Source organism: Chitinophaga oryzae (assembly GCF_012516375.2).
GTDB classification, from domain to species: Bacteria; Bacteroidota; Bacteroidia; order Chitinophagales; family Chitinophagaceae; genus Chitinophaga; species Chitinophaga oryzae.
Genome location: NZ_CP051204.2, coordinates 3,857,303 through 3,882,757, shown reverse-complemented (window position 1 = coordinate 3,882,757; position 25,455 = coordinate 3,857,303). Strand labels below are relative to the sequence as shown.

Sequence of the window (25,455 nt, the reverse complement as noted above, 5' to 3'; positions counted from 1 at the left end):
AACCGGTATCCTGCTCAGAGGCTGCTGATCAGCTGTCCGAGGTTATTGTCGGCATAGGCTGCACGAAACAATGCTTTCCAGGCTTCGTCGTGGGCCTGTACCAGGTCTGTTTCCGCCCTGTTGAGCACAAACAACGCGTTGGTGACTTCGATGATGCTGGTGAGGCCATGTTTATACAGGGCCATTTTCTGTTTGGCTGCAGCCTGCGCGGCCATCAGCTGCAGGGGCAGCTCTTTTAGTTTGGCCTGCGCCGTTAGTATATCGGCCTGCGCCTGCTGATACAGGCTTTGCAGGTTGGTCCGCGAGGTTTCCAGTTCCTGCGCCGCGGCGGCAGATTTCTGCTTTTGTACCGCCATCCTGTCGCGCGTGTGTTTCAGGTCGGCCACATTCCAGGTGATGCCCAGTCCGAGCAGGTAATTGTAGCGGCTGTAGCCGAGACCACTGAAAAGGTTTTTATCATACACGTCGTTGAAGGTGCCGCTGGAGCCGCGCATCCATCCGGCTGCCATCAGGTTTACCTTCGGCAGTTGTTGTTTGCGGACCACCTGTTCCTGCGCCTGCTGGCGCTGGTACAGCGCGTGATAGTATTCCAGCAGCGGGTGGCTGTCTGCCGGCCGCAACGAATCCGGCTCCAGCAGTTGCGGCAGCGTGGCGCCGCTGCCGAATACGGGCAGCACCTGCGCGGTGTCCAGGCCAGTAAAAGCCGCCAGTTGTATACGGACCTGGTTGTACCGGTTAGCTACCTCGAGAAGACCGAGGCGTGCTTTGGACAGTTCTGCGGCCGCGATGGCGCTGTCCACTCCGGGTTTCAGGCCATGCAACACAATGGCTGTCACGGCGCGGGCCATTTCGGCGTTACGCCGGATATTGTCCGTTTGTATTTGCCGTAGTTCGTTTAGCCGCAACAGTTCCAGGTAGTCCCGGATGACCGATACGGTGAGCTGGTTGGTGGTATTGTTAAGATCCGCCTCGTTCACATGCAAATCCTGGCGGGCGGCCTCTTTTTGCGTGCCGTAGGCGCCGAAGTTGTAGATCTCCCACTGCATGGAGGCCATGGCGATATTACCGCTCATGAGGGCGGCGTTATTGTCTGCCCGGATACCGCCGGAGGTAGACGGGATCATGCCCATAGTGAAATAGGAACCATAGATACTGTTATCGGTACCTGCATCCACCTGTTCATGTAAACGGAGCGCAGGGTACCAGTTGTGTTTGACATCGGTGATGTTGGCCTGTCCTGCTTTCACAAGCGCCTGTTTCGCCTTCACGGCAGGATAATGGGTCAGGGCCAGGTCTACGGCCTGCCTGAGTGAAAGGCTGTCCGCGACCGGGCCGGCGAACAAAGAGGTGCAAGGCAGCAGACATAGCAATAGCCCATACCTCTTTTTCGCGGTCATATGATTACGCATAACTCGCTGAAAAGATTAGTAAAAAGATTTATGAATTTTGTGATTTACGGATTTTGTGATTTCGGGAAGACGAGCAAGAAGATCCTTTATTAATCTTCGTTTGCTAATCCACGACATCAAAAAATCGAAAATCAACAAATCCCAAAATAAAAGTTACGTGTGGTTGGCGGGCCTCGCCAGCTACGAAGGGGGACGGGAACACTGAGATAGGGATTGCAGTGATATCCTGTGCGGGTATCATCTACATAAATAAAATAAGGGGGAAGGGAAGCGCAGTAGATGGAACATACCTGGCTATGACTATCGTTAATGCCTACCGGCCGGCGCTTCAACTTTTTGATGGTCGTTTTGTACCGGGGGGTATGTTTCAGCACATACTGCGTGATGTTGAAAGTATGCTGTTGTTGGGAGCGCACATAACTATCGTGCTGCTCCACTTGGGGGAGCACGCAGACAGTAATGAGTACAAGGAATAGCAGCCTTAATATTTTCACATCCAACCAACTTAGTGCCCACTAAGATATTGAATGCGACCGGCTTTTGCCAGACCACTCGTCATATTTTAATCACTTTTTAATTCCTGTAAAATCAGAAAAAGCAGACCAGGCATAATTCTTCCATCTTCAGCATTGCGTTGGCAAGCCGGAAGTCCTGCATGGGGAAACAGGAAAAAGACTGGTATTCATCCAGCGCAGGCCCGATGGCGACAATCTTCAGGTCGAAGGCTTCGAGCTGCTCGTTAAAATAGTCCAGCAGCGCTTTGGCAAAATCTTCTGCGGCCAGCATCGCTTCATAGTCTTCCGGCGAGGGCGCTTCCAGGATGGCGCCGGTACGTACCAGGGGAGACAGTTCATTGAGGGCAAACACCCCTTCATCAGACAAAGACCTCCATTCAAAATCCGTGAGATTGCCCGTTTGCTGTAACGCCACCTGCAGTTCTTCCCAGATGGCCATTACGTTGGCAGGTACATTTTCCGGCAGGTTGTTGATCTGTTCTTCCGCTTCGTCTTCTTCAAAAATATCGAGGTAAAGCTGGGATAACAACTCGCGCGCGTTACCCTGCGCCTGTAGTTTATCAAACATTTTCAGTTCGCGCAGCATGGCGTTCCAACGCAATGTCAGCTCTTCCACATCTTCTGCGTCCAGTTCATCCGCTATCATGTGCGCAGCATCTCCCAGTTTATAATTGTCCAGCCGGCTTTTCTTCACCGTCAGCGCCGCTCCTTCGAAAGACAGCTCATAGGTGGCGCAGTTCAGAAAGCGCGTACCGATGACTACTTTGTCCGGAAATATTTCGTGTATAACATCTTCTTCCGTGTCGATATGGGAGTTACCGCCCTGTTGGCCGAACTTATTGGTCAGCCAGTTAAAATCCGCCTGTGATATACCTGTTGGCATCATCATATAATGAAATTGATCACCAAATGTAGTGAAATTAGCTGAGGACACGCAGGTCGATAAAAGTCGTTAAATTTAGAGAAGGAATTATTACAAGCGCTTCAAAATTAATCATCATGGAAAAACGGAAACTTGGAAAATCCGGGCTGGAAGCAGCCCCCTTCGCTTTTGGCGGCAACGTGTTTGGCTGGTCCGCCGACGAAAAAACTTCCTTTCAACTGCTGGATGCCTTTACGGGCAACGGGTTCAACCTTATTGACACCGCCGATGTTTATTCCCGCTGGGTCCCCGGCAACAAGGGTGGAGAATCCGAAACCATTATCGGGAAATGGCTGAAACAAAGCGGCAGGCGCGCCAACGTGCTGATCGCCACCAAAGTGGGCGCTGATATGGGCCAGGGTGTTAATACCAGCAAAGCATACATCATCCGGTCGGTGGAAGATTCCCTTCAGCGGCTGCAGACCGACTATATCGATCTTTACCAGACCCACTATGACAACACCGACACGCCGGTGGAAGAAACGCTGGAGGCCTATGCCACGCTGATTAAAGCCGGCAAGGTACGAGCTGTTGGCGCCTCCAACATGAGCGCAGCAAGGCTGGAAGAAAGCCTGAAAGCCGGCGGCCACAACGGGATGGCACGATACGATACCTTCCAGCCGGAATACAATCTCTACGACCGCGCCGGTTTCGAAAAAACGTATATGCCTCTCTGTGAGCAGTACGGATTAGGTGTTATCAGCTATTACTCGCTGGCCAGCGGCTTTCTCAGCGGCAAATACCGCAGCGAGGCTGACATCGCCAAAAGCAGCGCCCGCGGCCAGACAGCACTCGGCTACCTGAATGACAGGGGTCGGCGTATCCTTGCCGCTCTCGACGCCGTGGCCGTGCGGTATAACAGTACACCCGCAGGTATTTCGCTCGCCTGGCTCCTCACCCGCCCTACCATCGCAGCACCTATCGCCAGCGCCACCAGCGTGGCACAACTGCAGGATATTATCAACGGAATACAACTGCAGCTGGACGCCGATGCGGTGAAGACGCTGAATGAGGCTTCTGCGGAGGGATAGGCATCTTCCAGGGGAATCAAATTAAAATTCCAGATAATTCAAAATATCAGAATATCAAAATATCTCAATATTTCAATATCAAAATATCAAAATATCCCAATATCCCAGGGCTCACGCCCTGGGCGACGATGTTATTCAGGCCCTTTAAATGAGGAGGCCGGCTATGTAAGCCGGCTTCTATGTTTATGATTGGGATGTCGGAGCGTTATATTGATCTTAGTGTAAATGGTGTACCTGGTGTACCTGGTGTGCCACCAGGATGACAAAGATGACCAAAGGTCACAAGGACCAAACGAATCAGGCGAATCGCGTATCAGGCGAATCAGCAACAATCAGGCTGGCCATCATAGTTTTATTTTGATGCCGGCGTTGGCGCCTAATCCGCCGATATTGATATATGATTTGAGATCGTTGGACGGTTCGTTGTCGTTGCGGTAAAACACTTTACTGCCGATCTGGTTGACCGGTGTGTTGGAGTTTTTATCCAGCGTGGTCACATATTTGGTGTTTTTTTCCGCCACGCTCAGGTCGCCGAGGCTGCGGGTAGGCTGTGTGGGCAGTGGCGCCACTACCGCGCCGGTGGAGGCGTTGACGATATTATTGGTTTGCTCGAAGGCAGTGACTTCTTTTTCTTTACTTCTTACCGGTACGTTGCGGTATTCCCCTTCCACGAAGATGTCTATACGCGGACTCACGTAGAAGGATACACCGATCGCGCCCTGAAAGCCGATGGTGATATTGGGCTTGACTTCCTCCTTGCGGTGGATAACGGTGTGCACCATGGTACCGGGCGGAATGCCGGCAGGGCTGGTCAGCTGGTCCACATCGGTATCAATGTACAGGCGGCCCCATAGCGGCAGTACCATTCCTACACGAACATAGGGGTTCACCTTTTCAAAACCGGGATTCAGCACGAGGGCCGGCGCGAAGTCCACCGCGTTTACATATCCGCGTGACTCCACACTGGTCAGCTGTTTGCCACTGCCCGCCATCGTGGTGAGATTTTTTGTCATCAGGTTTTTACGGCTGCGGTAGTAATTAAACGAAGCTTCCACGGCCATGTATTTATTGATATTATACCCTACTGCGATCCCGCCCCTCGCACCTTCACCGTATGAGCCTGTAAGCACTTTACGGCTGATGGTGTCCAGCGGATTGGGACGCGTGGGATTGTATTCGGTATGCAGGTCCTGCGGTGGAAATGGGCCAACATTCGGGAACTGTCCCGGGAAAACGCTAAAGAAGTAACCACCCGTTACTTTGAGATAAAATTTTGATGGAGAAGCAGCACTGGAATGGTCCTGGGCCCGGACGTTTCCTGCGAGTGCCAACGCCAGCATAGTGGCTGAAAACAGGTGCACTTTTTTCATAAACAGTGGTTTTGGTGAGATGGTTTCGTCGTTACCGGAAGTTAACGATTTGTTATCAAATAACAATCAGCTCACCCACTTGTTTTAGAAAGCTTCTGCCAGCGACAGGTACAATCCCTTTTGCCTGCTTTCACCGCTGCGTTGCTCGCCAACGGCATAGTCTATACGAATTGTCAGCCTGGCATTTTCGTCGTAGAAGTAACGGATACCACCGCCAAAGCTGGGTTTAAAACCATTGAGTGCAAAATTATGGTTGTTGAACACGGAGCCTGCGCCGGCAAAGGCAGCGAGTGCAAATTTAGGCCGGATGTCCACAAACCATATTTTGATATGCATTTTGGGATCGATGAGGTAACGGTATTCCGCCTGTCCCGCCAGGTAGTTCTGATCACGGTAGCGGCCGGTGTAGTAGCCGCGCATGATGTTGTCATTTCCCATTTCGGGCAACAGGTAAAATGGCAGCCGGTCGCCCTGCAGGCTGTTAAACACGCCATTCAGGCCTATAGTGCTTTTGGGTGACAGGGAAATAAAGTGGGAGCCCTGCGCTTCCAGCTTAAATAACGGCTCCGAGCTGAGGAAACCCGGCGCATAGGCTGCATTTAACCGCAGCCACCAGCCTTTGCGGGTATAGTTCTGGTTGTCGCGGTTGTCGAAAATGCCGGTGAGGCCGATAAACGTGACATGACCACCCTCCTTGCCTACCAAAGACATGGTGTTGTAAATACCTTTATCATCCTTGCTGCTGTATGAATCATTCTGGTACAACAGGGAAGCGCCGGCGTAGAAATGGCCGCTAATGCGGCGCTCCGCTTCCAGCTGCGCCTTATAGCGGGTATTGTTTAACAGGGAGCGGTCGTCGTGACGGGTTTCATTACCGATACCGAAGAAATACAGCGGGAAATTGTGATAACGCAGATTGCCTTTATAATGCCAGGTATTGCTACGGGTCCATATATTGGCCTTCAGATCAATTTTAAACTGGCTTTCGGTGGTAACGGCCGGTATCAGGTTGAGCGTAGAATTACGCGTGGTGATGTCCGGATTCTTATTGTCTGTATAAAAAGAATACAACATGGCGGCGCCTATCTCCAGTCCTTTTTCCTGGGAATATCCCAGTACCGGCAGCGGGAAAAAGCTGCGCTTCCGGAAGGCAAGGCTGTCTTCCTGTGGAGGGGTATTACCGTTAGCAAGTGTGTCCTGCTGCGCCTGGGTACCTATGGCCAATGAAATGAACAACGCCGTGATAGTAAGTGCTTTATACATGGGCGCAAAGGTACTAATCAATTACGAATTACGAATTACGAATTACGAATTGAGGGCTCCCGGGCAGCGCGGTTACTTGAGTAACCTGCTGTAAGTGGGTCTTCAATTCGTAATTCGTAATTGATTACCGGTCGGAATGTCCGAGTTGTTTACCAGGAGCTACCAGGTCCCGCACCAGTTGCTTCAGCCATTTTATTTCAGGGAAATGACCTGCTTCTTTCCGGTCAAAGACCTGTTGTTCGTTCAGAAAGATGGTATAGGTGCCGGCCGTTTCGCTGGGCCTCAATGTTACCCCTCCCAGTTCAGCCGTAAAGGTGGTCAGCAACTCCTGGGCCATATAAGCTGCGCGGAGGAGCCAGCCGCACTTCGGGCAATATTCGATAGTGATGACAGGTTTCATGCTAATTAGCTGATGTTTAAGATTTTAAGCGGCGTAACCGACTCGACAAGTTTATCCGTCGCCGGTAGTTGCCCTTCTCCCCGGAAAGATACAACTGTATTCGGATTTCAGGGAACATAACACAAAAATCACACGTCCGCCACCACAATTTATTGCCGGTTCTTTTGAATCGTCCGGCTTTATCTTTATTTTTATGGCATAATTAAAGCGTACGTCCCCGAATCGCTCTACTATGTCACAGCCAACAACAATACCTTATGCTGCCGGCCATACCTTTGAAAAAATGTATTTTTATTCCGCTATGTTTATTGCTGCTGTCTCCTTCCACCAGAGCGCAACAAAGCGGAATAGACAGCCTGCAGCTCAACCTTAATGCGCACCCGCAGCAGGACACTGTGCGGGTGGACCTGTTAAACCAACTGTCACGCCTATACTTTACCAAAGACGCGGGCGTAGCGGAACGTATGGGTGAAGAAGCCCTCAACATCAGCAACAAGCTGGGTTATGTAAAAGGGAAGATATGGGCTACCCGCAACCTCGCCCTCGTGGAAAATACCAAAGGCAACCTGGACAAACAACTGCAACTTACGCTGAACGCACTGAAACTGGCAGAAGCACAGGGAGAACCGCGTACCCTCGGCATCCTGAACAATGATGTGGGCAACATCTTCACGGAGCAGAACAGCCCGCGGGACGCATTGATCTATCTGCAGAAATCCCTCCAGATAAAAGAACAGCTCAACGAAATCCCCGAAATCAGCAAAACCCTTAATAATATAGGCTCTGCCTACATAGCCCTGAAACAAACCGATTCCGCCTTACTATATTTAACCAGGTCCGAGAAGCTTAAATTATCACTGCGCGATGAGCGCGGTCTGGCCTATACCTATGAGAACATGGGCATCGTGGCCATGCTGGAGAACCGGTATAAGACAGCGCTGCGCTATCACCAGCTGTCGGCCCAATACTACAAGAACACCGACAACCTGCCTGGTATCACCAAAGCCAGCCTGAACCTGGCAGAGGTGCAGACGATGCTGGGAGATCTGAAAAGCGCGGAGAAGAACCTGGACACCGCCAGGGCCATTAACGAAAAGCTGGGCAACGTCAAAAACGAGATGATCTACTATAAGATCCGCTCCAAGCTGGACTCCGCGCGGCACGACTATGCTTCCGCGCTGAAACATTACCAGGCTTTCAGCGAACGTAACATCGACTACTTCAACCTCGAGAAGAGCCGGCAGATCAACCGCTCCGCCACCAAATACGAAGCAGAGAAAAAACAGCGGGAAAATGTAATGCTCAAAAAGGAGCAACAGCTGCATCTGGCCACCATCCAGCAACAGCGGGTACTGGTATTGTCCGGCGCCGCCCTCTTCCTAGCCCTGCTGCTGATCACCGCCATGGTGTACCGGCTGTACAAACATCAGCAGGAGCTGTACCAGCAGCTGAACGCCAAAAACCAGGAAGTATCCCTGCAAAACCGCATCATCCTTGAACAGAACGCCACCCTGGAAAATCTCAACCAGGTAAAAGATAAAATATTCTCCGTGATATCCCATGACCTGCGGTCGCCGCTGGCCATCCTCGAAGGGCTGCTGTTTTTGCTGAAAGATGATAAGATAGACGCCCGGCAGTTCAGCTTCTATACCGATGAACTGTGGCGCGATGTGAAAAACACCGCCTATATGATGGACAACATGCTGCAGTGGGCCAGCAACCAGATGAAGGGCATCAGTGTCAAAGCAGATGATTTTGATCTCACGCTGCTGCTCAACCAGGAGTTTGAGCTGTTGCAGACCATGGCCCGGCAGAAGGATGTGAAGCTCTCCCATGAACTGAAAAGCGCTATCCTGGTATATGCCGATCCCGACATGATCCGGCTGGTATTGCGCAACCTGATCAACAACGCCATCAAATTTACGCCCGGCGGCGGGGAAATTGTACTCCTGGCGCAGCTGGAAAAGGGAGAAGCGCGGGTGTCCGTAAAAGACAACGGCACCGGCATCCCCACAGAAGACCAGCATCGTATTTTCTCCAACATCTATTATTCCACCACCGGCACCCGGAACGAAAAGGGCTGCGGGCTTGGGCTGCACCTGTCCAAGGACTTTGTAGAGCGCAACCATGGCCACATCTGGTTCGAAAGCACCCCCGGAGAAGGCAGCTGCTTTAGTTTTACCGTTCCCCTTTCCGACGAGCAGGATGTTAACGCCCGCGGCTATACGGTCGTATTGCAGGACAACCCTGTCAGCGGCATGAGCGTGCTGCGGCGGTAATTACACCAGTCCGAAAGCCGTTGTGTGCTTGATCTCCGTCATAACGAAGGAACTGTGCACCTGCGCAATGTTTTCGATGGCCGCCAGTTTGTTGGTCAGAAACTGCTGGTAGCTGCGCATATCGTCCACCACTACTTTCAGCATATAATCGAATGTGCCCGCCACGTGGTAACATTCCATCACCTCTTCCATCCTGCTGATGGCCACCTCGAATTTTTTCAGCAGCGGCTGCGAATGCAGCTGCAGTGTAACGCTACAGAATGCCACCAGCGTTTTGCCGATTTTCTCCGGGTGCAGCAGGGTGACATAATTCCTGATGACGCCCATTTTCTCTATCTTCTTCAGCCGCTCGTAGGTTGGAGTAACGCTCAGGCCTATACGGTGCGCAATTTCCTTGGTATTGAGACGGGCGTTTTCCTGGAGTACTTCCAGGATGCGGCGGTCTGTTTTATCGAGTGTATCCATGGCAGACAATTTTATCTGAAAAAGCGGGCGCTGGCGACCGTTTTCAGTTCAATTAAACTATAAACAAGTCTAAAATAGTATATATTTTCTGGCTTTACAGTATTTACGGTTCAATTCAATTGCATTTCCATAGCTTCGCAGCATCATACACCTGTAATTGCCGATTATGAAAGATCACCCGTTACCTGCCGCCGATGCGGCCATGCTGGAGCGTTTGCTGACCGAAGTAGACGACCACACCCGGCATTTCCTGGGATACCCGGTATCCAAAGATTTTGACTACAGTCCGCTTTTCCCTTTTTTACAATATCCGCTTAACAATCTGGGGGATCCTTTTGTGGATTCCACCTACACCGTTGGTTCCCGGGAGATGGAAAAATATGTGGTGGAGTTTTTTGCCCGGCTGTTCCGTGCCCCGGCCAACGACTGGTGGGGGTACGTGACCAACGGCGGCTCGGAGGGCAACCTCTACGGGCTGTACCTCGCACGGGAGCTGTACCCCAAGGCAATGGTCTATTATTCCGAGGCCACCCATTACAGCGTACAGAAGAACCTGCACCTGCTGAACATGCCCAGCATAATGATAAGAACGTTGCCCAACGGGGAAATTGATTATGATGACCTGGAGCAGACGATGGGAATGAACAGGCATATGCCCGTGATCATGCTGGCCAACATCGGTACTACCATGACCGAAGCGCGGGACGACATACGACGTATCAAAGACATCCTGAAGCGGCTGGCTATCCGGCATCATTATATACATGCCGACGGCGCACTGTCGGGCAGCTATTGCGCCTTTTTAGACCCAAGGCCCGCTTTCGATTTCGCTGACGGGGCAGACAGCATCGCTATCAGCGGACATAAGTTTATAGGTTCGCCTATCCCCTGTGGCGTAGTGGTAGCCAAAAAATCTTACCGTGACAGGATTGCCCGTTCTGTCGCCTATATCGGCAGTATGGACACCACCATCACCGGTTCAAGAAACGGCCACAGTCCGTTGTTTTTATGGTACGCGCTGAAAAGCCTCGGCCTTGCCGGCCTTGAGCAAAGGGCCCGGCACAGCCTGTCCGTAGCCGCATATGCAGTTGACCGTTTCAGGGAAAACGGTATCAATGCCTGGCGCAACCCCGATTCCATCACGGTGGTATTTCCGGAGCCGCCCGGAAATATCCGCCGGAAGTGGCAGCTGGCCTCCGAAAACGGATGGTCGCATATTATCTGTATGCCGAATGTGGAGACCTCCCAGGTAGACGCATTGCTGGCGGAGATGACTGCTGCTTCCGTGTTGGTTTAACTTTTACCGCCTTCTGCAATAGCGATGATTTCCGTATTGAGCGCCCGTTTGATGAGGCGCTCTTTTTCTTTGTCGGGATGCGGCACCAGCAGCTGCAGTTTAAACTGCACAAAGTCCTTTTTGATTTCGAGGGTTTTGAGCGAGAAACTCTCTTCGCGGTAGTAGCGCTGGTAAGCCTCTATTGACCTGCGCAGGCGCGCATCCAGCTCTTCCACGGTGAACTTGTGTTTATGGTCCAGTTCAAACTCAAGCGTCAGTTTTTTGATGTTCTGTTTGGACTGGTTGACAATAATACTGGTAAACACCACAGAGTTAGGAATGATGACGATATCGTCGTCATCGTTCTGCAGTACAAGATTGATCAGGGTGATATCCATGATTTTGCCCCTGAACTCTCCTATCCTTACCTGGTCGCCCAGGGAGAGCTGATCGGAAAACATGACGATCAACCCGTTGATCATATTGGAGATATAATCTTTGGTCAACAGGGCGATGGCAGCCGCCACGATGGTGATGCTGGTAATGAGCTGCATCAGGTCTTTCCCGAAAAAGATGGGGATTGCCAGCAGGAAAAAGAGGGTATTTAACACAGAAGTGATGCGGTTAATCCCCAATATGAAGTTATCTTTCTCCAGTGGTTTTGTACGGTGGCGGCGGGTATACCAGGAGAGTATCACGAGCCAGGCAACGGAAATGAGAATATTGGCGCCCAGGAAAAAAGACAGGGCGTTGGTGATTTTAAACAACCAGGGGAAGTTGTCATAAAATGCCGGATGTTCGAGGTTAAAGTATACGATGCCGGAGTATATCAGCAGTTTAACAACAAATATGATCCGCTCCCGGCGGTTAGTGTTTTTATAGGTTTTATCGGTTACCATCATCATAGTTATCCCACACGCTTTTCCGCAAAAGTACAAAAGGCGTGCGGCTAAAAAAAGGGGCTCACGGGAGGAGGCTTACAGATCTTCCATTTTATTGAGTATTTCTGTCCAGATGATGCGGGCAATTTGTTCACTTTCCACAATACGCAGATTTCCTTCAGGGGTATCTGTATGATCGATCATAAAGGTTTGGGAATGGGGTTGAAAATCGTCCAGCACATGTTCGCGGACATCGGGGACCACTTCATAAATCGTTTCATAAGCGACCCTGTTGATGCTAATGGTCAGGCCGTATGGTTTTCCTTTAATCATCACCGTTATACTATGCTTTTCCATACAAACTGGTTTTGATCCATTATTAAAACTGCAAGGCCTGTGCCACATAAAAAAGACCGGTGACACGTGGTTACCGGTCTTTTTTTATATATAAATGGAAGGATAAAACGGCCAGTATCAGGCAGTAGCCATGGCGCGGCGTCTGGTAGTTTTCTTACGGGCGGCAGCGCCTTTTTTAGCGGTAGATTTTTTAACAGATGTTTTACGTTGCGTCGTCTTTTTTGCCGCGGTTGCTCTTTTGGCAGTTGTCTTTTTGGCAGTTGACTTCTTAGCCGTAGCGCGTTTTGCCGTCGTTTTTTTCGCTGTTGATTTTTTGGCGGCTGCTTTTTTCGGCGCTGATTTTTTAGCGGTTGTTTTTTTGGAAGATGATTTTTTAGCCGCCGCTTTTTTGGGGACTTTCGCCCCTTCTTTCCTGGCTTCAGACAATCCGATGGCGATGGCTTGTTTGGGGTTCGTTACTTTTTTACCGCTACGGCCACTTTTAAGTTTGCCTTCGTGCATCTCATGCATGGATTTTTCCACTTTCTCCTGAGACTTCCTGGAATACTTTGCCATGATTTGAAGATTTAAATGGGTTAAAAAAAGAAGTAACAGGTGTAAGAAAAACAAATTACACGCCAGCTGACAACAGGCAAAATCGGTCTGAAATATGGGGAAACAGGGCTGGAACTGTGTTAAAAATTCTATGTATTGTGGAACGAATTGCCCCATCAACAGGTGGGGACAAAGCACAAAACGCCTGTACACGGCAATTCGGGCGGTGGCATGTATATTGATCGACTTCTACACAATATTGTTCACTAAACTATTAAAATCCAGGATTATGGAACACATCAGGTATCAACAACTCGCACCGAGTGCCGAGAACCACGAGAAGAGTCCTACAGACAAACCCAAACACAGTAAACGGGGCTTTGCATCCATGGACCCTGAACAACAACGTGCTATTTCGAGGGAAGGCGGCAGGGCTGCCCATCAGCAGGGCGTTGCCCACAAATTCACCTCCGAAGAAGCCCGCGCGGCCGGTAAAAAAGGTGGCGAGGCTGTTAGCCGCAACCGCGAACACATGGCGGCAATAGGCAGAAAAGGTGGCACCAACCGCGGTAAAAAGAAGAATAATGCGACCACTGAAGAAAATAACTTCTAAGGAATTGGGGGATGGCGGAAGGTGAATGAGATTCTCAGCTCAAAATTCGCTTTCGTCATCCGCAATTCGTCATAATTCTTCTTATATTTAGCATATCCATCAAATTCAAGGTTATGCTAGTACTGGCCAAGTTCCTGATCGCATTCGTCATGCTGGAACACCTCTACATTATGTGGTTCGAAATGTTTGCCTGGACCACCAAAGGGCCTAAGATTTTTCAGAAATTCCCCAAAGCACTATTCCCTGCCACCAAACCACTTGCTGCCAACCAGGGGCTATACAACGGCTTTCTGGCGGCAGGATTGTTTTGGTCATTGCTCATTTCAGACGCGGAATGGGCACGGCACACAGCGGTCTTTTTTCTCGGCTGCGTGGCGGTAGCCGGTACCTACGGTGCACTGACAGCCGAGAAAAAGATCTTCCTGGTACAGGCATTGCCTGCACTGGTTGCCCTGTTATTGCTTTACCTGGCGTAAATTGTGACCCAAATGATCGACGAAGCAGATATCAGGATTGGCAATTATGTGTCTTATTTTGACTACAACATGGAAGAATCAGTCTTCGTAGTGGAAGGTATCCTGGATGGCTACATCTATAACTCCGGGCTTCCCCGGAGCAAAATTCCCTGTGAAAAAGCCAATCCCGTCCTCCTTGACCTCTATCAACTGGTCAGATTTGACTTTATCAGGGGCGTACCTGAAGAAGGAGAAGATGAAAATATCTACTCCCTGAAGTACAACCGGCTTAACAGCCTGCATATCCGCTATGAAAAAGGCTGTTTCCAGCCGGTCACCGAATCACCGGCCGGATTTGTCCCCTACGGGCGCCCGCTGGTGCATGTCCATCAACTGCAAAACCTGTTTCATGCCCTCAGCCGCGACGAACTAACCCTCTGACCGCTGCGCCGGCACAAATACCGCCAGGGCGCGGGGCATTACTTCTGCCACCACTTCATTTACCTTGCCCATATACTCCCCGTCGATCTGAAATTCGGCCTTTTTGGGGGTGTAGATATGTACCTTCCGCGCCCGGATGATCTCCGTCTTATGCGGGTTAAAAGGGCGGCGGATAAACAACATCTTCAGCGTTTCCAGCAGGGAAAGCTCTTTTATCAGCACCACCTCAAAAATACCGTCACTCAGGTCGCTGACAGGGTTGATACAAGCTCCTGTTCCGTATTTGCCGGCATTGGCCAGCACAATCATAAACGCCTCCCGCGACAATTGGTCAGCTCCATTGTCTATCTCCACTGCAAACCGCTGCCGGTACCAGAAAGTCTTCAGCACCATCCGGGCATACCCGGTCATACCCCTTACTCCCGACCGCTGGAAATACTTTACCAGCAAAGCATTCAGCCCAATATCACTCAGGTGGATGGAAATATCCCGGCCATTGATGCGTATCACATCTATCTTACGGACATGCGCCTGCATCACCAGCTCCAGGGCATCCTCCCAGGACTCGGGAATACACAGGTCGCGCGCCATGCCGTTGGCCGATCCTGCCGGCAAAATGCCCAGCGGGACCTCCTTATTTAATAAACAGGTGGCCACCATTTTTACCGTACCGTCACCACCGGCGGCGACTACCCCGCTCCACCCTCCTTCCTGCAGCAGCTCCTGCAAACGGGCTTCATTGCCGGCAAAATCGCCGGTCAGCAGCAGCAACTCCCCATTGACATCCGGATGACGGGCGAGAAAACGTTGGACTGCTTCTTGCGGAGCAACTTTCCGGGCAGCACCCGAAGCAGGGTTGATGACAAATAATAATCTTAATTTCTTATCCATTTCAGTAATATGATATGCATCCTTCCGGCAAACGCAAATATGACGCCGCAAAAGAAAGCCGCTCCCGACGATGGTGGGCGCGCATCGGCATCAATACCGGCACTGTTGTAAAAGTCTATCACGGATACGGGCATACCGGCGAGTTACAGGTATTCGGACATGTGCTCGTACGAAGCCCCGTACCCGAAGTACGTTTCCGTTACCGCCTACCGGGCAATATCTGGTCCATGCTTCGTCGCTTTCTGGTACAACCCAAACCGCTGGCGCCCGTCCAATTACAGTGGCAGGGGCAGACGATCCATACGAAAACAACAGATGACGGTTTTTTCCACTTTCAATGGAAACCGCAATATCCCAGCCCCGCAGGCTGGCATCCGGTAACGGTAACGCATATACAAAACGATAACACGATGGCGGAGGGAAATGGTGTGATATATATCCCGCACCATACACAATTTGGCTGTATTTCAGATATTGACGACACTTTTCTGATCTCCCACTCTGAACGCTTGTTAAAAAAACTGGTGGTAATGCTTACCAATAATCCCCGCAACAGAAAGCCATTCGAAGGAGCTGTGCATCATTACCAATTGCTCAGTCACGGCCATACCCCGCCGGCTATCCCCAATCCATTCTTCTACGTGTCCAGCAGCGAATGGAACCTGTATGACTACATCCGCGAATTTGCGGATGAATGGCAGCTGCCACAAGGCGTATACCTGCTCAGTCAGCTGAAGCGATTTTCCCAACTATTAAAGACCGGAGGCGGAAAACATCACACCAAATTCACCCGCATCGCCCGTATCCTGGAAAGCTATCCCCATATGCCTTTTGTGCTGCTGGGAGATGACACCCAGCAAGACCCCTATATCTACGAAGCTATCGCCCGCCATTTTCCCCAACGGATCATCAGCGTGTACCTGCGGCATCTCTCCGATGAAAAGAAACCGGCCGTGCTGGCGGTCGTCCGTAAACTGGAAGCATTGGGCATCGCCTGTTGTTATTTCAGGCACAGTGAAGAAGCGATTGCCCATTCGCGGCGGCTGGGGCTTATCGCCCGCCTGCCGGCATCTTCCTGACCACGGTGCAGGAGAAGTGCGCAGTCGCAGGGATGCCGGAGATTATAAACTTATCAGGAGACGGATAAGGGCGAAAATCATATTACAAACATATCACAAAAAAAGCAGTCAGGCCCCTGGCCTGACTGCTGAAACGATAAACGGTAAAGTATATACGAATCAATGTTTGCTGCCGTGCATCAGCTGATCTACCACCTGGTGGAAAGACCCTGCGCTGGTAACGGCGCCGTCATTTACGAAAAAGATCTCATCGGCGTTTTCGATGGTGTTCAACCGGTGCGCAATGATCACGCGGGTAGTGGTGACGGGCAGCTTGTCGAGTATTTCGCCCAGCAGCTTTTCCGTCACGGTGTCGATATTGGCCGTGGCCTCGTCCAGTATCAGCAGGTCGGGCTTACGCAGTACTGCCCGCATAAAGGCGATCAGCTGTTTCTGTCCCAGGCTGACGCCCTCTCCGGCTGACTGCACCGGGGTTTCCAGTCCTTTTTCAAACAGGTCCAGAAGCTTTTCCAGGCTGGCAGCACGGAGCACTTCCTCCAGCTGTTCGTTGGTGTAATTTTCGTATTCCTCGTTGCCATACAGGATATTTTCCCTGACCGTGCCGGTGAACAGGATGGGGTCCTGCAGGATGAAACCGATGCGGCGCGTACGTTCCGCGGCGTTATAGGAGCGGATATCTTTTCCGTCCAGCAGTACGCTGCCTTTCACCGGATCGTAAAGGCGGGCGATGAGCGACGCGGTAGTGGTTTTACCGCCGCCGGTAGGCCCTACCAGTGCATAGGTTTTACCCTGTTCCAGGCGAAGGTTGATGTTATGAAGGATTTCGCGGTCTTCGGTGTACCCGAAATGCACCTGCTTCATTTCCAGCAGCGGTGCGCCTTCCTGTCTTGCGTGCGCTTCGATGGTGCCCATATTGCTTTCCAGCACCAGTATTTCCGAAATACGCTCCCACCCTGCCATTGCCGTCTGGAAGTTGGCCCATAACGCCGCCAGCTGGCGCAGGGGGCTATAGAAGTAATTCGCATAAGCGATGTAGCTGACCAGCAGTCCTATCGTGAATGAACCGGTGCTGATCAGGTATACGCCATAGGCCAGTATCATCAGTTGCGCGAGGCTGGCCATCAGGCTGTAAAACGGCATGAATACGTTGTTGGCGATGCCCATGGCCGTTGCCGATGTATAGTTTTTCTGATTGGCTTCATTGAAACGCTGCATGAAATAATCCCGTCTGCCGAAAGCCACTACTACTTTGAAGTTGCTGAGGCTTTCCTGGATTTCCGCACTCAGTCCGCCGACCGTTTTCAGGTTCGCTGCATTTTTCTTTTTTACCCACGGCGACAACAACCGCGTGAATATCAACGACAGCAAAGCGGGTATCAGCGCCACCGCTCCCAGTTTTACGTTCAGGGAGAACAGGAAAATGCCGGCGCCGGTCATGGAGATGATGCTTCCGACAAACTGCATCAGCGATTGGGAGAAGAACTGGTTGAGTTTGTCCGTGTCGTTGTTAACGCGGGATATCAGATCTCCGGCTTTGTTCTGGTTAAAGAAAGCCACCGGCAGCTGTTGCAGTTTGTGGAAGACAGCATTGCGCAGGGTATAAAGCGTCCGTTGCCCTACCGTGCCCATGAGCTTTGTCTGCAGGTAGTTAATGCCAAAGGACGCCAGGTACACGGCCAGCAGGATGCCGGAGTATACCAGCACGCCGTGATACTGTTTGTGCATCACATAAGTATCGATCGCATAGGCCGTGAGCAGGGGCCCCAGCAGGTTCAGGCCCGAGGTGCCGATGGTTGCCAGTAAAGCTACCGCAAGCCTGCTTTTTTCGTGCGAAATGAGCCGCAACAAGCCTTTGAAAGCCACGTAGTTGGACACGCCTTTGGCCGTAGCGGGTTTATTAAGATTGTAATTCATAATTGCTGGTGCTTTGCTGGGAGTTAAAAATCTGTACATAGTCCGGGCTCTTTTCCATGAGTTCTTCATGGGTGCCCGCCGCAATCATTTCGCCCTGCATCAGCAGGATGATCTGATCATAATGGGTAACGGCGCCTATTTTCTGGGTTACAGACACCAGCGTCAGGTCCGGGTAATTGCGGTGCACATTGGCCAGGATTTTTCGTTCCGTGCGGGTGTCCACACGGGCGGTGAAATCGTCCAGCAGCAATATTTTAGGGTTCAGCGCCAGGGCGCGGGCCAGCATAAGGCGCTGTTTCTGGCCACCAGAGAGGCTGGTGCCCCGTTCGGAAACGGTAGTGCTGAGTTTTTCCGGCAGCTGGTCGGTGAACTCTTTCACCTCCGCGGTGGTAATAGCTTTTTCCAGTGAGGCATCAGTAACGACGTCGCTGAATGCGATATTTTCGCGGACGCTCATGTTGAAGACTACGCTGTCCTGGAATACGAAGCCTACCTGCTGGTGAAAGGATTCGCTTTCATAGGCGGCTATGTCTTCTCCGTCTATCCTGATGGCGCCTTCATCGGGTTTGATCAGGCGCATCAGCAGGTAGAGCAGCTGTGTTTTGCCGGCGGCCGTAGGACCGATGATCGCTGTTTTGGACCCTGCTTTCACGGAGAAGGAAATATCTTTCAGGACAGGTTTTTCGCCGTAGCTGAGCGATACATGCTCGCAGGTGATGTCGCCTTCCAGATTTTTAACGAGGGTACCTGTTTCCAGCATGTCCGGGGAATGCAGCACGCCGCTGATACGCTGGTAGGAAGCCGTTGCCTGCGCAATAACGTTGCTCATAAACCCGATGACGAGGATAGGAAATATCAGCAGCGTCAGGTAGCTGTTGAACGCCGCGAAGTCACCGATGGTCATGCTGCCGTCGATCACGAAACGGCCGCCCAGGGCGAGTATCGCCAGCCCGGTCATATTGGCCGTAAAAACGATCACCGGGATCAGGCCGGCGAACAGCTTCAGGATAGACAGGCCAAAATCCAGCGCTTTCCCGTTGGCATCGAGGAATTTTTCGTACTCCCGTTGCTGTGCGTTCACTACATTGATGAGTGCTGCGCCCAGGATGCTTTCGTTGATCACTTTATTGAGACGGTCCATGATTTCACGGCTTTTCATGAACAACGTTCTTACTTTCTTCAGCACGAAGAAAAATGCGGTGCCCATGATGGGGATGGCAGCGATCACCACCAATGCCAGCTTCCAGTCGATAGTCAGCAGCAGGATACTGGCGCCGATAATGATGAAGACAGACGAGACCAGCGATACGATTGCCTGCGACACGAACAGTTTAATGGAGTCCACATCTGCCGTGAGGTTGGTCAACAGGCGGGATGGGTTGGACTGTTCCATCCAGGCATAACTCTGGCGGGATATTTTTTCCGCCAGTTGTTCGCGCAGGTTTTTAGCCACCTTTTCAGACGCGTACGTCTGAATGATGTTTTGCAGATAGGTGAAGATGAAGATCAGTAAGGCGGCCAGCCCAAACTTAACGATCAGGGGCTCATAGACGAAGTGGCCGTGGGAGAAATCGTCGATCCCCTGCCCTATAATTTTAGGCAGCCACAGATTCAGGCTGTTGCCCATGAGGGCAAACAACACCAGCAGGGTTATCAAACCTTTGTATGGCCGTAACAATCCAAAGATACCTGAGGGTTTTTTCTCCTTTCCGGAAGGTTGTTTCATATAATTGGGCGGTGATTAAAGTATGAGGTGCATGGTCAGCGATCATACAAACTTAAAAACTTAAACATATAAAGTCAATACTAAAGTAAGACGAACTGCCTCCCGAAATATTGCAGCCGTCCGTTAATTTTTTGATGGCACAAAAATATTGAACACTGTTCAAATTTTAAAACAATATTAAAAAAATATTCCCTTCAGCGGTGAAACTTATGATCGGGCGCCGGGGAAAGCAGTACCACCGGGCAATGTTGTGTATTTGGCAAGGGCAATTGTCCGTTTTGCGCGGTCAGGAGTTCACCGGTAAAAACATTTTTCCATTTGAGGGGCGCACCGGCCGGCAGCGTCAACGGTGTCAGATCGTGTTTGCCGGATTGAGCGGACAGCAAAGGCGCCACTACAATGCACCAGTCCTGCCGGTATTTACGGGCATAAGCGATCTGGTTGTTCCGTTCGCCACTGGTCAATGGAATATATTCCCCGTGGATAAAGAGGGAGGCGTGGGCATTCCGGAGTTGTAACGCCTTACTGACCAGGTACAGTTTTTCTTTTCCTATGCCTGCTTTGCCGCCGGTATGTTCTTTCGGCCATCCGGGGGCATGGCCGTCTTCCTGCCAGGCAGCCAGCAGCTTCCGGCGCAGCGCGTAGTTAACAAGGTGCTGCCCGTCGTTGTTACCCGCGCTGAAATCCCACAGTTCGCATCCCTGATAAATATCCGGTATACCGGGGGCTGTTATCTTAATCAGCGTTTGCGCCAGGGAAAAGATATGAGCCTGTGCTCCCTGTTTTTCCGCCAGGTGATGCATCCCCTCGAGAAAAGTGCTGCCGGACTCCAGTATTTTTTCGATGAACTGCAGGCAGGCCAGCTCATAGGCCGTATCCGGCAGTTGCCACGAGCTGTGGACTTTGGCTTCCCGCACCGTCTTCAGGAAAGTGGCGGTCATTTGGTTGGAAAAACCGCTGCCAGCTTCCCAGGCGGCGGGCAGGCAGGCGAAAACCGCCTGGTAAATAAAATATTCGTCGTTAAGGTCGGGCGCCGGTTTTTCATCGATCAGCGTGATGAGGTGGTGGTTGGCGGTATGCCAGGCCTGCACCTGTTGTATCCACAGGTCCGGAATAATGGTCAGTGTATTGAGCCGGATACGGGCGTCTTCTCCCCAGCGGGTATCGTGGGTGGCGGTGGTATTAAGCGAGAAAGGCGACAGGTACTGCCGTACTGCCATGCGTTCGTGGAAACCGTCAGGCGTGCATTTATTTTGCACAGGCGAATCGCCGGCCTCGTTGTGCGACAGCAATGCATTATATACGTAGAAAAGGGTCTCTGCTACCCCTTCCCGGTACAGTTGCCCTGCGAACTGAGTAATTTTTTTCAGCAACAGCAGCGCAGCCGTGCCCTGCTGCTGTTTTTTATCGGGGTCCCAGAAAGACCGGATCAGCTCCAGTGCGGTACCGGTAGCGGGATTGCGCAATATGGCGTCTTCTATGGCCTGGTCCAGCTGCCGCGTATCTGTTACCGGCAGGGGCCATCCGTCCGGATAGATACGGTTGGCCGGCAGGCATACCATAAAATCACCCAGGGCCATTTTCAGCCGGATCTTATCTGTCTCCGGCAGCACCAGCTTCAGGCGAAAGGCTTCTCTCACCAGGTTGTCCCATTCGCCGTTCATATGTTTTTCCAGCACCAGTTGTTTTTTGCTGCGGGCCAGTTCCGGATATTGCGCCAGGCCCGGAAAATGCGTGCGGTAAAAGCGGCCCAGCTTCTCCATACCTTCTCCGTCTGTCAGCAACTGGCTTACGCCGGCCAGGAAATCATAGCCGGTACTCCCCTGCAGCGCCCACCGTTCCGGCAGTGTTTCATGGCCGGCCAGTATCTTTTCGGCGATGATGTAGCAATTATTGCCAAACAGTTCCCGCAGATGGTAAATGTATTGGGCCGGGTCCAGCAGTCCGTCTATCTGGTCAATGCGCAACCCCTGGATAATACCTTCCTGGTACAGGCGATGCAGGAAACCATGGTATTCTTCGAACACCGCTTTGTCTTCCATGCGCAGCGCGATGTGCTCGTTGACGCCAAGAAAGCGGCGGTAGTTGATCCGAAAGTCGGCTTCACTCCTCGCCGCAAAAGTATAATGCTGTATGTCCAGCAGTTCCTGCAGGAGTGCCGTATCGCTGTTTACCAGGTCCAGCAGTGGCAGGAAAGCGTGCTTACGGGGCGGTTTCAGCAGGCTCCTCATGGCTTCCCAATCTGACAGTGAGCGGCGCTGTAAGATATTCCCCTTCATCTCTGTGAGCCAGTCTTTCACCGGGCCCATGCCCGGCGGCAGCACGTTCAGCAGCCATTTATAACTTTTGGCGGACAGCGGGTAGGACTGTCCGCCGGTGACGATGCTCAGTCCCAGGGTACTGTAGCTGAGACGGATACCGCCATCTGCGATGGTTTCCCGGAGATTTTTTTTCAGGAAAGGCGCCATCAGTTTTCCGTGGAGATCAGGATCAGGGTGATGCCAGTCGATATCGAAATAGTTGTAATACGGCGAAGCCGTGCCTCTCTCCAGGGCGTCCATCAGCCGTGCATTGCGGCAATGGAACGCCATGTAGTTGGGCACGATGTCCTGCACCCAGCTCATGCCCAGGGAGCGGAGTTTCACATGCAGCTGTCGCATATGGGCCAGGGAACCGATGGTATTGTTGATTTCGCGCGGATTGGTGACGTCGTAACCGTGGCGGCTTCCGGGCATAGTCTCAAAAACCGGCGAGGCATAGATGGTAGTGATACCCAGCTGGTGCAGGTAATCAAGCTGTTTTTCGAGGTCCGTAAAGGTAAAATCCCTGTTAAACTGAATACGGTAGGTGGCTACCGGCGTAAAGAACTCATTCCTCATGATGCGCCATTTCATATACGACAGCCGAGAGGGGCTGCAGCAAAATCGGTTCATTTTCCAGTATCTCATCAGCGGCTTTTACACCCGGACCGTTCCACATTTCATGCGCGGAGTCAAATATTTTTTTTAATGGTGTTGGGGCCACATGATGATAAGTTTGTATTCCCTTATCAAAATTCAATAGTATCAACACCGTATCCTGCCCGCTGGTTCGTTTTATGGCGAGTAATGGCAGTTGACCGACAGGATGTATCTCTAACGCGTCTTTCGCAGTAACGCGCATAGCGGGCCTGTGTTTACGGAAAGCGATCAGAAAACGGTAGCAGGCGAGCAAAGCAGCATTAGGCGCTGTTGTGATGTCCCATCGCAGGCGGCTGCGCCGGAAAGCGCCGGCGTCGCTCATCGCGGTAAAGGACAAAAAAGGGGATGTCTCCCCGTATTCTTCTCCCATAAACAACAACGGGATAAAAGGGGAAAGCATAACTGTAGAGGCTGCCAGCTTCAGCGCCTCAAAAGACACCAATGTGCCCAGCCGCTCGCCTTTTTTCCGGCGCCCTGTCTGTTCATGGTTCTGGGCGAAGACGACAAAATGCCGGGCATCGCTGTCGACTAACTGGCGGCCGAACTTCCGCCTGCGGAACGGGGAGTATTGTCCTGTATAAACAAACGCGTTGGTGAAGGCGCGCACCAGGTGGGACAGCTCGCCGAAGTCTCCGTAACACCCTTCCGTTTCACCGGTCAGCAGGCTATGCAGCGCATGATGAAATTCATCCGCCCATTGGGCGGTACATCCATAACCACCGATGGACACCGGGTTGGTGTAACGGGGATCGTTCAAATCTGTGGAAGCGATGAGCAGTTTACGGTTACCTGTCTGCTGTTCCAGCTCCCCTACTGCTTCCGACAGTTCCCATACAAAGTGCTGCGCGCTGTTATCCTGGCAGCCGTGCAGCGTATCCATCCGCAACCCATCGATATGGAACTCGTCGAGCCACATAAGCGCATTCTGTATATAAAAATCCCGTACGGGATCGCACCAGGCATCGTCTAAATTGACGCCCGGCGCTCCTTTGGCAGTATATTTCTGTGTAAAATAGGGGCCGAAGTCGGACTGATAGTTTCCTTCCGTATTACTGCCGCAGAAAGCCACATCGAGGATGACGGCCATTCCCAGGTGATGCGCGGTATTTATCAGCGCCTTAAAATCATCCGCCGTGCCGTAGCGGTTGTGTAACGCGAACGGGTATACGCCATCGTATCCCCAGTTCATGTCGCCGGCGAACTGGCAGACGGGCATCAGTTCGATGGCGGTAATACCGAGGGCTTCCAGGGCAGGCAGCCGCTCCCGGGCAGCCCGGAAAGTGCCTTCCGGTGTAAAGGTGCCGATATGTATTTCATAAATGATCAGGTCTTCCGGGGAGATGCCCTTCCACTGCTGATCTGTAAAAGTAAAGCTGGCGGGGTCTGTTATGCAGGAAGCATGGTGTACCGTACTTTCCTGGCGGCGGGAAGCGGGGTCCGGCCGTTGCAGGTGTTCATCCAGCAGGTAATAATAATGCATGCCATCGGTAACGCCCTGCAGGGTAGTGCTCCAGTAGCCGCTGTCTTTTTCCGCCGTCAGCGGATAGGCCACCTCTTCCCCACCCAGCAGGAGCAGCGTAACACTTTTCCTGAACGGCGCCCATACGCGGAAAACACATTCCCCGTTTGCTTTCAGCAATGCTCCTTGTTGTTGATAACGTGTCATCATCTCGCTGGTATTTAAGACAAGGAAATTGTTTCACGCCAACCCCGTAGGAAGCACGGCTACCGATACGTTATACCAACACCGCAGCAGGTTGCGCTTCCCGAAGCGACACAGGCAGTTTTCCGCTGACCGTTTCAAAAATCAGCTTCAGCCCGTCGCGCAGCGCATGCAGGTTGGATGGTTTTACCATCCAGTCGGTAGCGCCCATAAATTTCATCCGGGTCATATCTTCCGGGTTAAAGGAGGCCGCGTAGAAGATCACCGGAACATCCGCCAGCAGCGGAGACTGCAGGAGCTCTTCCAGTTGGCGGACACCATCTATGCCCGGCTGACGGGTATGCAGGAAAATATAGTCCGGTTTGTATGCCTGTTGGGCAGCGTAGGATAAAGCATGGGGGGCATTATCAAAACAAATACAGGCCCGGGTCGCCTGTAACAGATCGAGTGCAAGGAAAAACTGGTTTCTGTTGTCACGGACCTCATCAATCAAAAAGCAGGAAAACTTCTGTTTCATTGTAACGGATAGTTTATTCACATGGTAAACAAAAATGGTTAACAACCGGCAGGTCTCAAAAGAAATGCCGGCGCAAAATTACGGCATAATCACTATGTTATTTTCTTTCCTGTAGATAAAAATCCCGTTTCGTGTAACGTGCGTGTAAAATCATCGCGACGGGCTTCCGGCCGGAGGCCGCCAGCACAGGAAAATAAAAAACCGGCAGTCATTTTTTGATGACCCCGGTCATGTGCTGCAATCAAATCCGTTAACCCATTGCGCTGCTGTAGATATCTTCCTGCTGCACGGGATGGTGGTTCTGCCCGAATAACTTTTCTTTCGTATGTGTATCATCTTCCATAACACCGGCAGAGCGGTCAATCATCTTTGTCTTTCCTTTTCTGACCAGATAGAGGATTAAACCTGCCGCAGCAGTTCCTACAATGGTGGACGCTAACAATATCTTTTTCATGGTGATGAGTTTTAATGCTGTTAGTGTTCCGCCAAGAGTT

The 25,455-nt window shown here is 51.6% G+C and carries 24 protein-coding genes; 7 read left to right on the top strand and 17 right to left on the bottom strand.

Annotated features, from left to right (window positions below):
- Positions 1-14: 14 nt before the first annotated feature.
- The 3 genes from HF324_RS16065 to HF324_RS16055 all read right to left on the bottom strand — a co-directional run bounded on the left by HF324_RS16065 (position 15) and on the right by HF324_RS16055 (position 2,813).
- Positions 15-1,397 (bottom strand): TolC family protein, encoded by a 1,383-nt coding sequence (locus HF324_RS16065; protein WP_168860268.1) that lies wholly within the window; start codon positions 1,395-1,397, stop codon positions 15-17.
- A 143-nt stretch (positions 1,398-1,540) separates the two neighbouring features.
- On the bottom strand, positions 1,541-1,903 hold the full coding sequence (locus HF324_RS16060) for a hypothetical protein (RefSeq protein ID WP_168860267.1): 363 nt from the start codon (positions 1,901-1,903) through the stop codon (positions 1,541-1,543).
- 94 nt (positions 1,904-1,997) lie between these two features.
- Positions 1,998-2,813: a DUF6630 family protein gene (locus tag HF324_RS16055; protein WP_168803443.1), complete on the bottom strand. Its 816-nt coding sequence runs from the start codon at positions 2,811-2,813 to the stop codon at positions 1,998-2,000.
- A 110-nt stretch (positions 2,814-2,923) separates the two neighbouring features.
- Between HF324_RS16055 and HF324_RS16050 the strand changes: the two genes are divergently transcribed.
- Positions 2,924-3,877, top strand: coding sequence for an aldo/keto reductase (locus HF324_RS16050; protein ID WP_168860266.1), 954 nt, complete (start codon positions 2,924-2,926; stop codon positions 3,875-3,877).
- 344 nt (positions 3,878-4,221) lie between these two features.
- Here HF324_RS16050 and HF324_RS16045 read toward each other — a convergent pair whose 3' ends face one another.
- The 3 genes from HF324_RS16045 to HF324_RS16035 all read right to left on the bottom strand — a co-directional run bounded on the left by HF324_RS16045 (position 4,222) and on the right by HF324_RS16035 (position 6,910).
- Positions 4,222-5,247 (bottom strand): outer membrane beta-barrel protein, encoded by a 1,026-nt coding sequence (locus HF324_RS16045; RefSeq protein WP_168803441.1) that lies wholly within the window; start codon positions 5,245-5,247, stop codon positions 4,222-4,224.
- A gap of 84 nt (positions 5,248-5,331) precedes the next feature.
- Positions 5,332-6,510: a BamA/TamA family outer membrane protein gene (locus tag HF324_RS16040; protein ID WP_168860265.1), complete on the bottom strand. Its 1,179-nt coding sequence runs from the start codon at positions 6,508-6,510 to the stop codon at positions 5,332-5,334.
- Positions 6,511-6,634: 124 nt separating this feature from the next.
- Positions 6,635-6,910 carry an Rdx family protein gene (locus tag HF324_RS16035; protein WP_168803439.1) on the bottom strand — a complete coding sequence of 92 codons (276 nt, stop codon included), beginning with the start codon at positions 6,908-6,910 and terminating at the stop codon, positions 6,635-6,637.
- A gap of 275 nt (positions 6,911-7,185) precedes the next feature.
- Between HF324_RS16035 and HF324_RS16030 the strand changes: the two genes are divergently transcribed.
- Entirely contained in the window at positions 7,186-9,189 is a 2,004-nt protein-coding gene (locus HF324_RS16030; protein WP_168803438.1) for a tetratricopeptide repeat-containing sensor histidine kinase, read from the top strand.
- Here HF324_RS16030 and HF324_RS16025 read toward each other — a convergent pair whose 3' ends face one another.
- Positions 9,190-9,654, bottom strand: a complete 465-nt coding sequence (locus HF324_RS16025; protein WP_168803437.1) for an Lrp/AsnC family transcriptional regulator — start codon at positions 9,652-9,654, stop codon at positions 9,190-9,192.
- A gap of 166 nt (positions 9,655-9,820) precedes the next feature.
- Between HF324_RS16025 and HF324_RS16020 the strand changes: the two genes are divergently transcribed.
- The gene (locus HF324_RS16020; protein ID WP_220101321.1) at positions 9,821-10,951 is read left to right on the top strand and encodes a histidine decarboxylase; all 1,131 of its coding nucleotides are present in this window, start codon (positions 9,821-9,823) and stop codon (positions 10,949-10,951) included.
- On the opposite strand, the gene HF324_RS16015 is transcribed toward HF324_RS16020, so the two are convergent.
- The 3 genes from HF324_RS16015 to HF324_RS16005 form a co-directional block, all read right to left on the bottom strand.
- Entirely contained in the window at positions 10,948-11,835 is an 888-nt protein-coding gene (locus HF324_RS16015; protein ID WP_168803436.1) for a mechanosensitive ion channel family protein, read from the bottom strand. The two genes, HF324_RS16020 and HF324_RS16015, sit on opposite strands and share 4 nt — an antisense overlap.
- Positions 11,836-11,907: 72 nt before the next feature.
- Positions 11,908-12,168, bottom strand: a complete 261-nt coding sequence (locus HF324_RS16010) for a hypothetical protein (protein WP_168803435.1) — start codon at positions 12,166-12,168, stop codon at positions 11,908-11,910.
- A 117-nt stretch (positions 12,169-12,285) separates the two neighbouring features.
- Positions 12,286-12,723: a DUF6496 domain-containing protein gene (locus HF324_RS16005; RefSeq protein WP_168860264.1), complete on the bottom strand. Its 438-nt coding sequence runs from the start codon at positions 12,721-12,723 to the stop codon at positions 12,286-12,288.
- Between the two features lie 268 nt (positions 12,724-12,991).
- On the opposite strand from HF324_RS16005, the gene HF324_RS16000 reads away from it, so the two are divergent.
- From HF324_RS16000 to HF324_RS15990, 3 genes are all read left to right on the top strand, one after another.
- A complete protein-coding gene (locus tag HF324_RS16000; RefSeq protein ID WP_078672819.1) occupies positions 12,992-13,315 on the top strand; it encodes a KGG domain-containing protein in 324 nt (107 codons plus the stop codon).
- A 113-nt stretch (positions 13,316-13,428) separates the two neighbouring features.
- Positions 13,429-13,791: a DUF1304 domain-containing protein gene (locus HF324_RS15995; protein ID WP_168803434.1), complete on the top strand. Its 363-nt coding sequence runs from the start codon at positions 13,429-13,431 to the stop codon at positions 13,789-13,791.
- Positions 13,792-13,803: 12 nt separating this feature from the next.
- Entirely contained in the window at positions 13,804-14,211 is a 408-nt protein-coding gene (locus tag HF324_RS15990) for a hypothetical protein (protein WP_168860263.1), read from the top strand.
- Here HF324_RS15990 and HF324_RS15985 read toward each other — a convergent pair.
- Positions 14,200-15,102, bottom strand: a complete 903-nt coding sequence (locus HF324_RS15985; protein ID WP_168860262.1) for a diacylglycerol/lipid kinase family protein — start codon at positions 15,100-15,102, stop codon at positions 14,200-14,202. The two genes, HF324_RS15990 and HF324_RS15985, sit on opposite strands and share 12 nt — an antisense overlap.
- Before the next feature lie 14 nt (positions 15,103-15,116).
- Here HF324_RS15985 and HF324_RS15980 point away from each other — a divergent pair, with 14 nt between their 5' ends.
- Positions 15,117-16,181 (top strand): App1 family protein phosphatidate phosphatase, encoded by a 1,065-nt coding sequence (locus HF324_RS15980; RefSeq protein WP_168803431.1) that lies wholly within the window; start codon positions 15,117-15,119, stop codon positions 16,179-16,181.
- Positions 16,182-16,340: 159 nt separating this feature from the next.
- Here HF324_RS15980 and HF324_RS15975 read toward each other — a convergent pair whose 3' ends face one another.
- From HF324_RS15975 to HF324_RS15950, 6 genes are all read right to left on the bottom strand, one after another.
- Positions 16,341-18,095 carry an ABC transporter ATP-binding protein gene (locus HF324_RS15975; RefSeq protein WP_168860261.1) on the bottom strand — a complete coding sequence of 585 codons (1,755 nt, stop codon included), beginning with the start codon at positions 18,093-18,095 and terminating at the stop codon, positions 16,341-16,343.
- Entirely contained in the window at positions 18,079-19,821 is a 1,743-nt protein-coding gene (locus tag HF324_RS15970; protein ID WP_168860260.1) for an ABC transporter ATP-binding protein, read from the bottom strand. Before HF324_RS15970 ends, HF324_RS15975 begins: the two co-directional genes overlap by 17 nt.
- Positions 19,822-20,015: 194 nt before the next feature.
- The gene (treY, locus tag HF324_RS15965) at positions 20,016-22,700 is read right to left on the bottom strand and encodes a malto-oligosyltrehalose synthase (RefSeq protein ID WP_168860259.1); all 2,685 of its coding nucleotides are present in this window, start codon (positions 22,698-22,700) and stop codon (positions 20,016-20,018) included.
- Positions 22,690-24,450, bottom strand: coding sequence for an alpha-amylase family glycosyl hydrolase (locus tag HF324_RS15960; protein ID WP_168860258.1), 1,761 nt, complete (start codon positions 24,448-24,450; stop codon positions 22,690-22,692). The genes treY and HF324_RS15960 overlap by 11 nt, the downstream gene beginning before the upstream one ends.
- A gap of 67 nt (positions 24,451-24,517) precedes the next feature.
- Positions 24,518-24,961, bottom strand: coding sequence for a response regulator (locus tag HF324_RS15955; protein ID WP_168860257.1), 444 nt, complete (start codon positions 24,959-24,961; stop codon positions 24,518-24,520).
- Between the two features lie 250 nt (positions 24,962-25,211).
- Positions 25,212-25,415, bottom strand: a complete 204-nt coding sequence (locus tag HF324_RS15950; RefSeq protein ID WP_168803425.1) for a hypothetical protein — start codon at positions 25,413-25,415, stop codon at positions 25,212-25,214.
- Positions 25,416-25,455 lie beyond the last annotated feature (40 nt).

Coding starts and splice junctions, on each gene's coding strand:
- HF324_RS16065 (WP_168860268.1), bottom strand. CDS start 1,397: ATGACCGCGAAAAAGAGGTATGGGCTATTGCTATGTCTGCTGCCTTGC.
- HF324_RS16055 (WP_168803443.1), bottom strand. CDS start 2,813: ATGATGATGCCAACAGGTATATCACAGGCGGATTTTAACTGGCTGACC.
- HF324_RS16050 (WP_168860266.1), top strand. CDS start 2,924: ATGGAAAAACGGAAACTTGGAAAATCCGGGCTGGAAGCAGCCCCCTTC.
- HF324_RS16045 (WP_168803441.1), bottom strand. CDS start 5,247: ATGAAAAAAGTGCACCTGTTTTCAGCCACTATGCTGGCGTTGGCACTC.
- HF324_RS16040 (WP_168860265.1), bottom strand. CDS start 6,510: ATGTATAAAGCACTTACTATCACGGCGTTGTTCATTTCATTGGCCATA.
- HF324_RS16035 (WP_168803439.1), bottom strand. CDS start 6,910: ATGAAACCTGTCATCACTATCGAATATTGCCCGAAGTGCGGCTGGCTC.
- HF324_RS16025 (WP_168803437.1), bottom strand. CDS start 9,654: ATGGATACACTCGATAAAACAGACCGCCGCATCCTGGAAGTACTCCAG.
- HF324_RS16020 (WP_220101321.1), top strand. CDS start 9,821: ATGAAAGATCACCCGTTACCTGCCGCCGATGCGGCCATGCTGGAGCGT.
- HF324_RS16015 (WP_168803436.1), bottom strand. CDS start 11,835: ATGATGATGGTAACCGATAAAACCTATAAAAACACTAACCGCCGGGAG.
- HF324_RS16010 (WP_168803435.1), bottom strand. CDS start 12,168: ATGGAAAAGCATAGTATAACGGTGATGATTAAAGGAAAACCATACGGC.
- HF324_RS16005 (WP_168860264.1), bottom strand. CDS start 12,723: ATGGCAAAGTATTCCAGGAAGTCTCAGGAGAAAGTGGAAAAATCCATG.
- HF324_RS16000 (WP_078672819.1), top strand. CDS start 12,992: ATGGAACACATCAGGTATCAACAACTCGCACCGAGTGCCGAGAACCAC.
- HF324_RS15995 (WP_168803434.1), top strand. CDS start 13,429: ATGCTAGTACTGGCCAAGTTCCTGATCGCATTCGTCATGCTGGAACAC.
- HF324_RS15990 (WP_168860263.1), top strand. CDS start 13,804: ATGATCGACGAAGCAGATATCAGGATTGGCAATTATGTGTCTTATTTT.
- HF324_RS15985 (WP_168860262.1), bottom strand. CDS start 15,102: ATGGATAAGAAATTAAGATTATTATTTGTCATCAACCCTGCTTCGGGT.
- HF324_RS15980 (WP_168803431.1), top strand. CDS start 15,117: ATGCATCCTTCCGGCAAACGCAAATATGACGCCGCAAAAGAAAGCCGC.
- HF324_RS15975 (WP_168860261.1), bottom strand. CDS start 18,095: ATGAATTACAATCTTAATAAACCCGCTACGGCCAAAGGCGTGTCCAAC.
- HF324_RS15970 (WP_168860260.1), bottom strand. CDS start 19,821: ATGAAACAACCTTCCGGAAAGGAGAAAAAACCCTCAGGTATCTTTGGA.
- treY (WP_168860259.1), bottom strand. CDS start 22,700: ATGAGGAATGAGTTCTTTACGCCGGTAGCCACCTACCGTATTCAGTTT.
- HF324_RS15960 (WP_168860258.1), bottom strand. CDS start 24,450: ATGATGACACGTTATCAACAACAAGGAGCATTGCTGAAAGCAAACGGG.
- HF324_RS15955 (WP_168860257.1), bottom strand. CDS start 24,961: ATGAAACAGAAGTTTTCCTGCTTTTTGATTGATGAGGTCCGTGACAAC.
- HF324_RS15950 (WP_168803425.1), bottom strand. CDS start 25,415: ATGAAAAAGATATTGTTAGCGTCCACCATTGTAGGAACTGCTGCGGCA.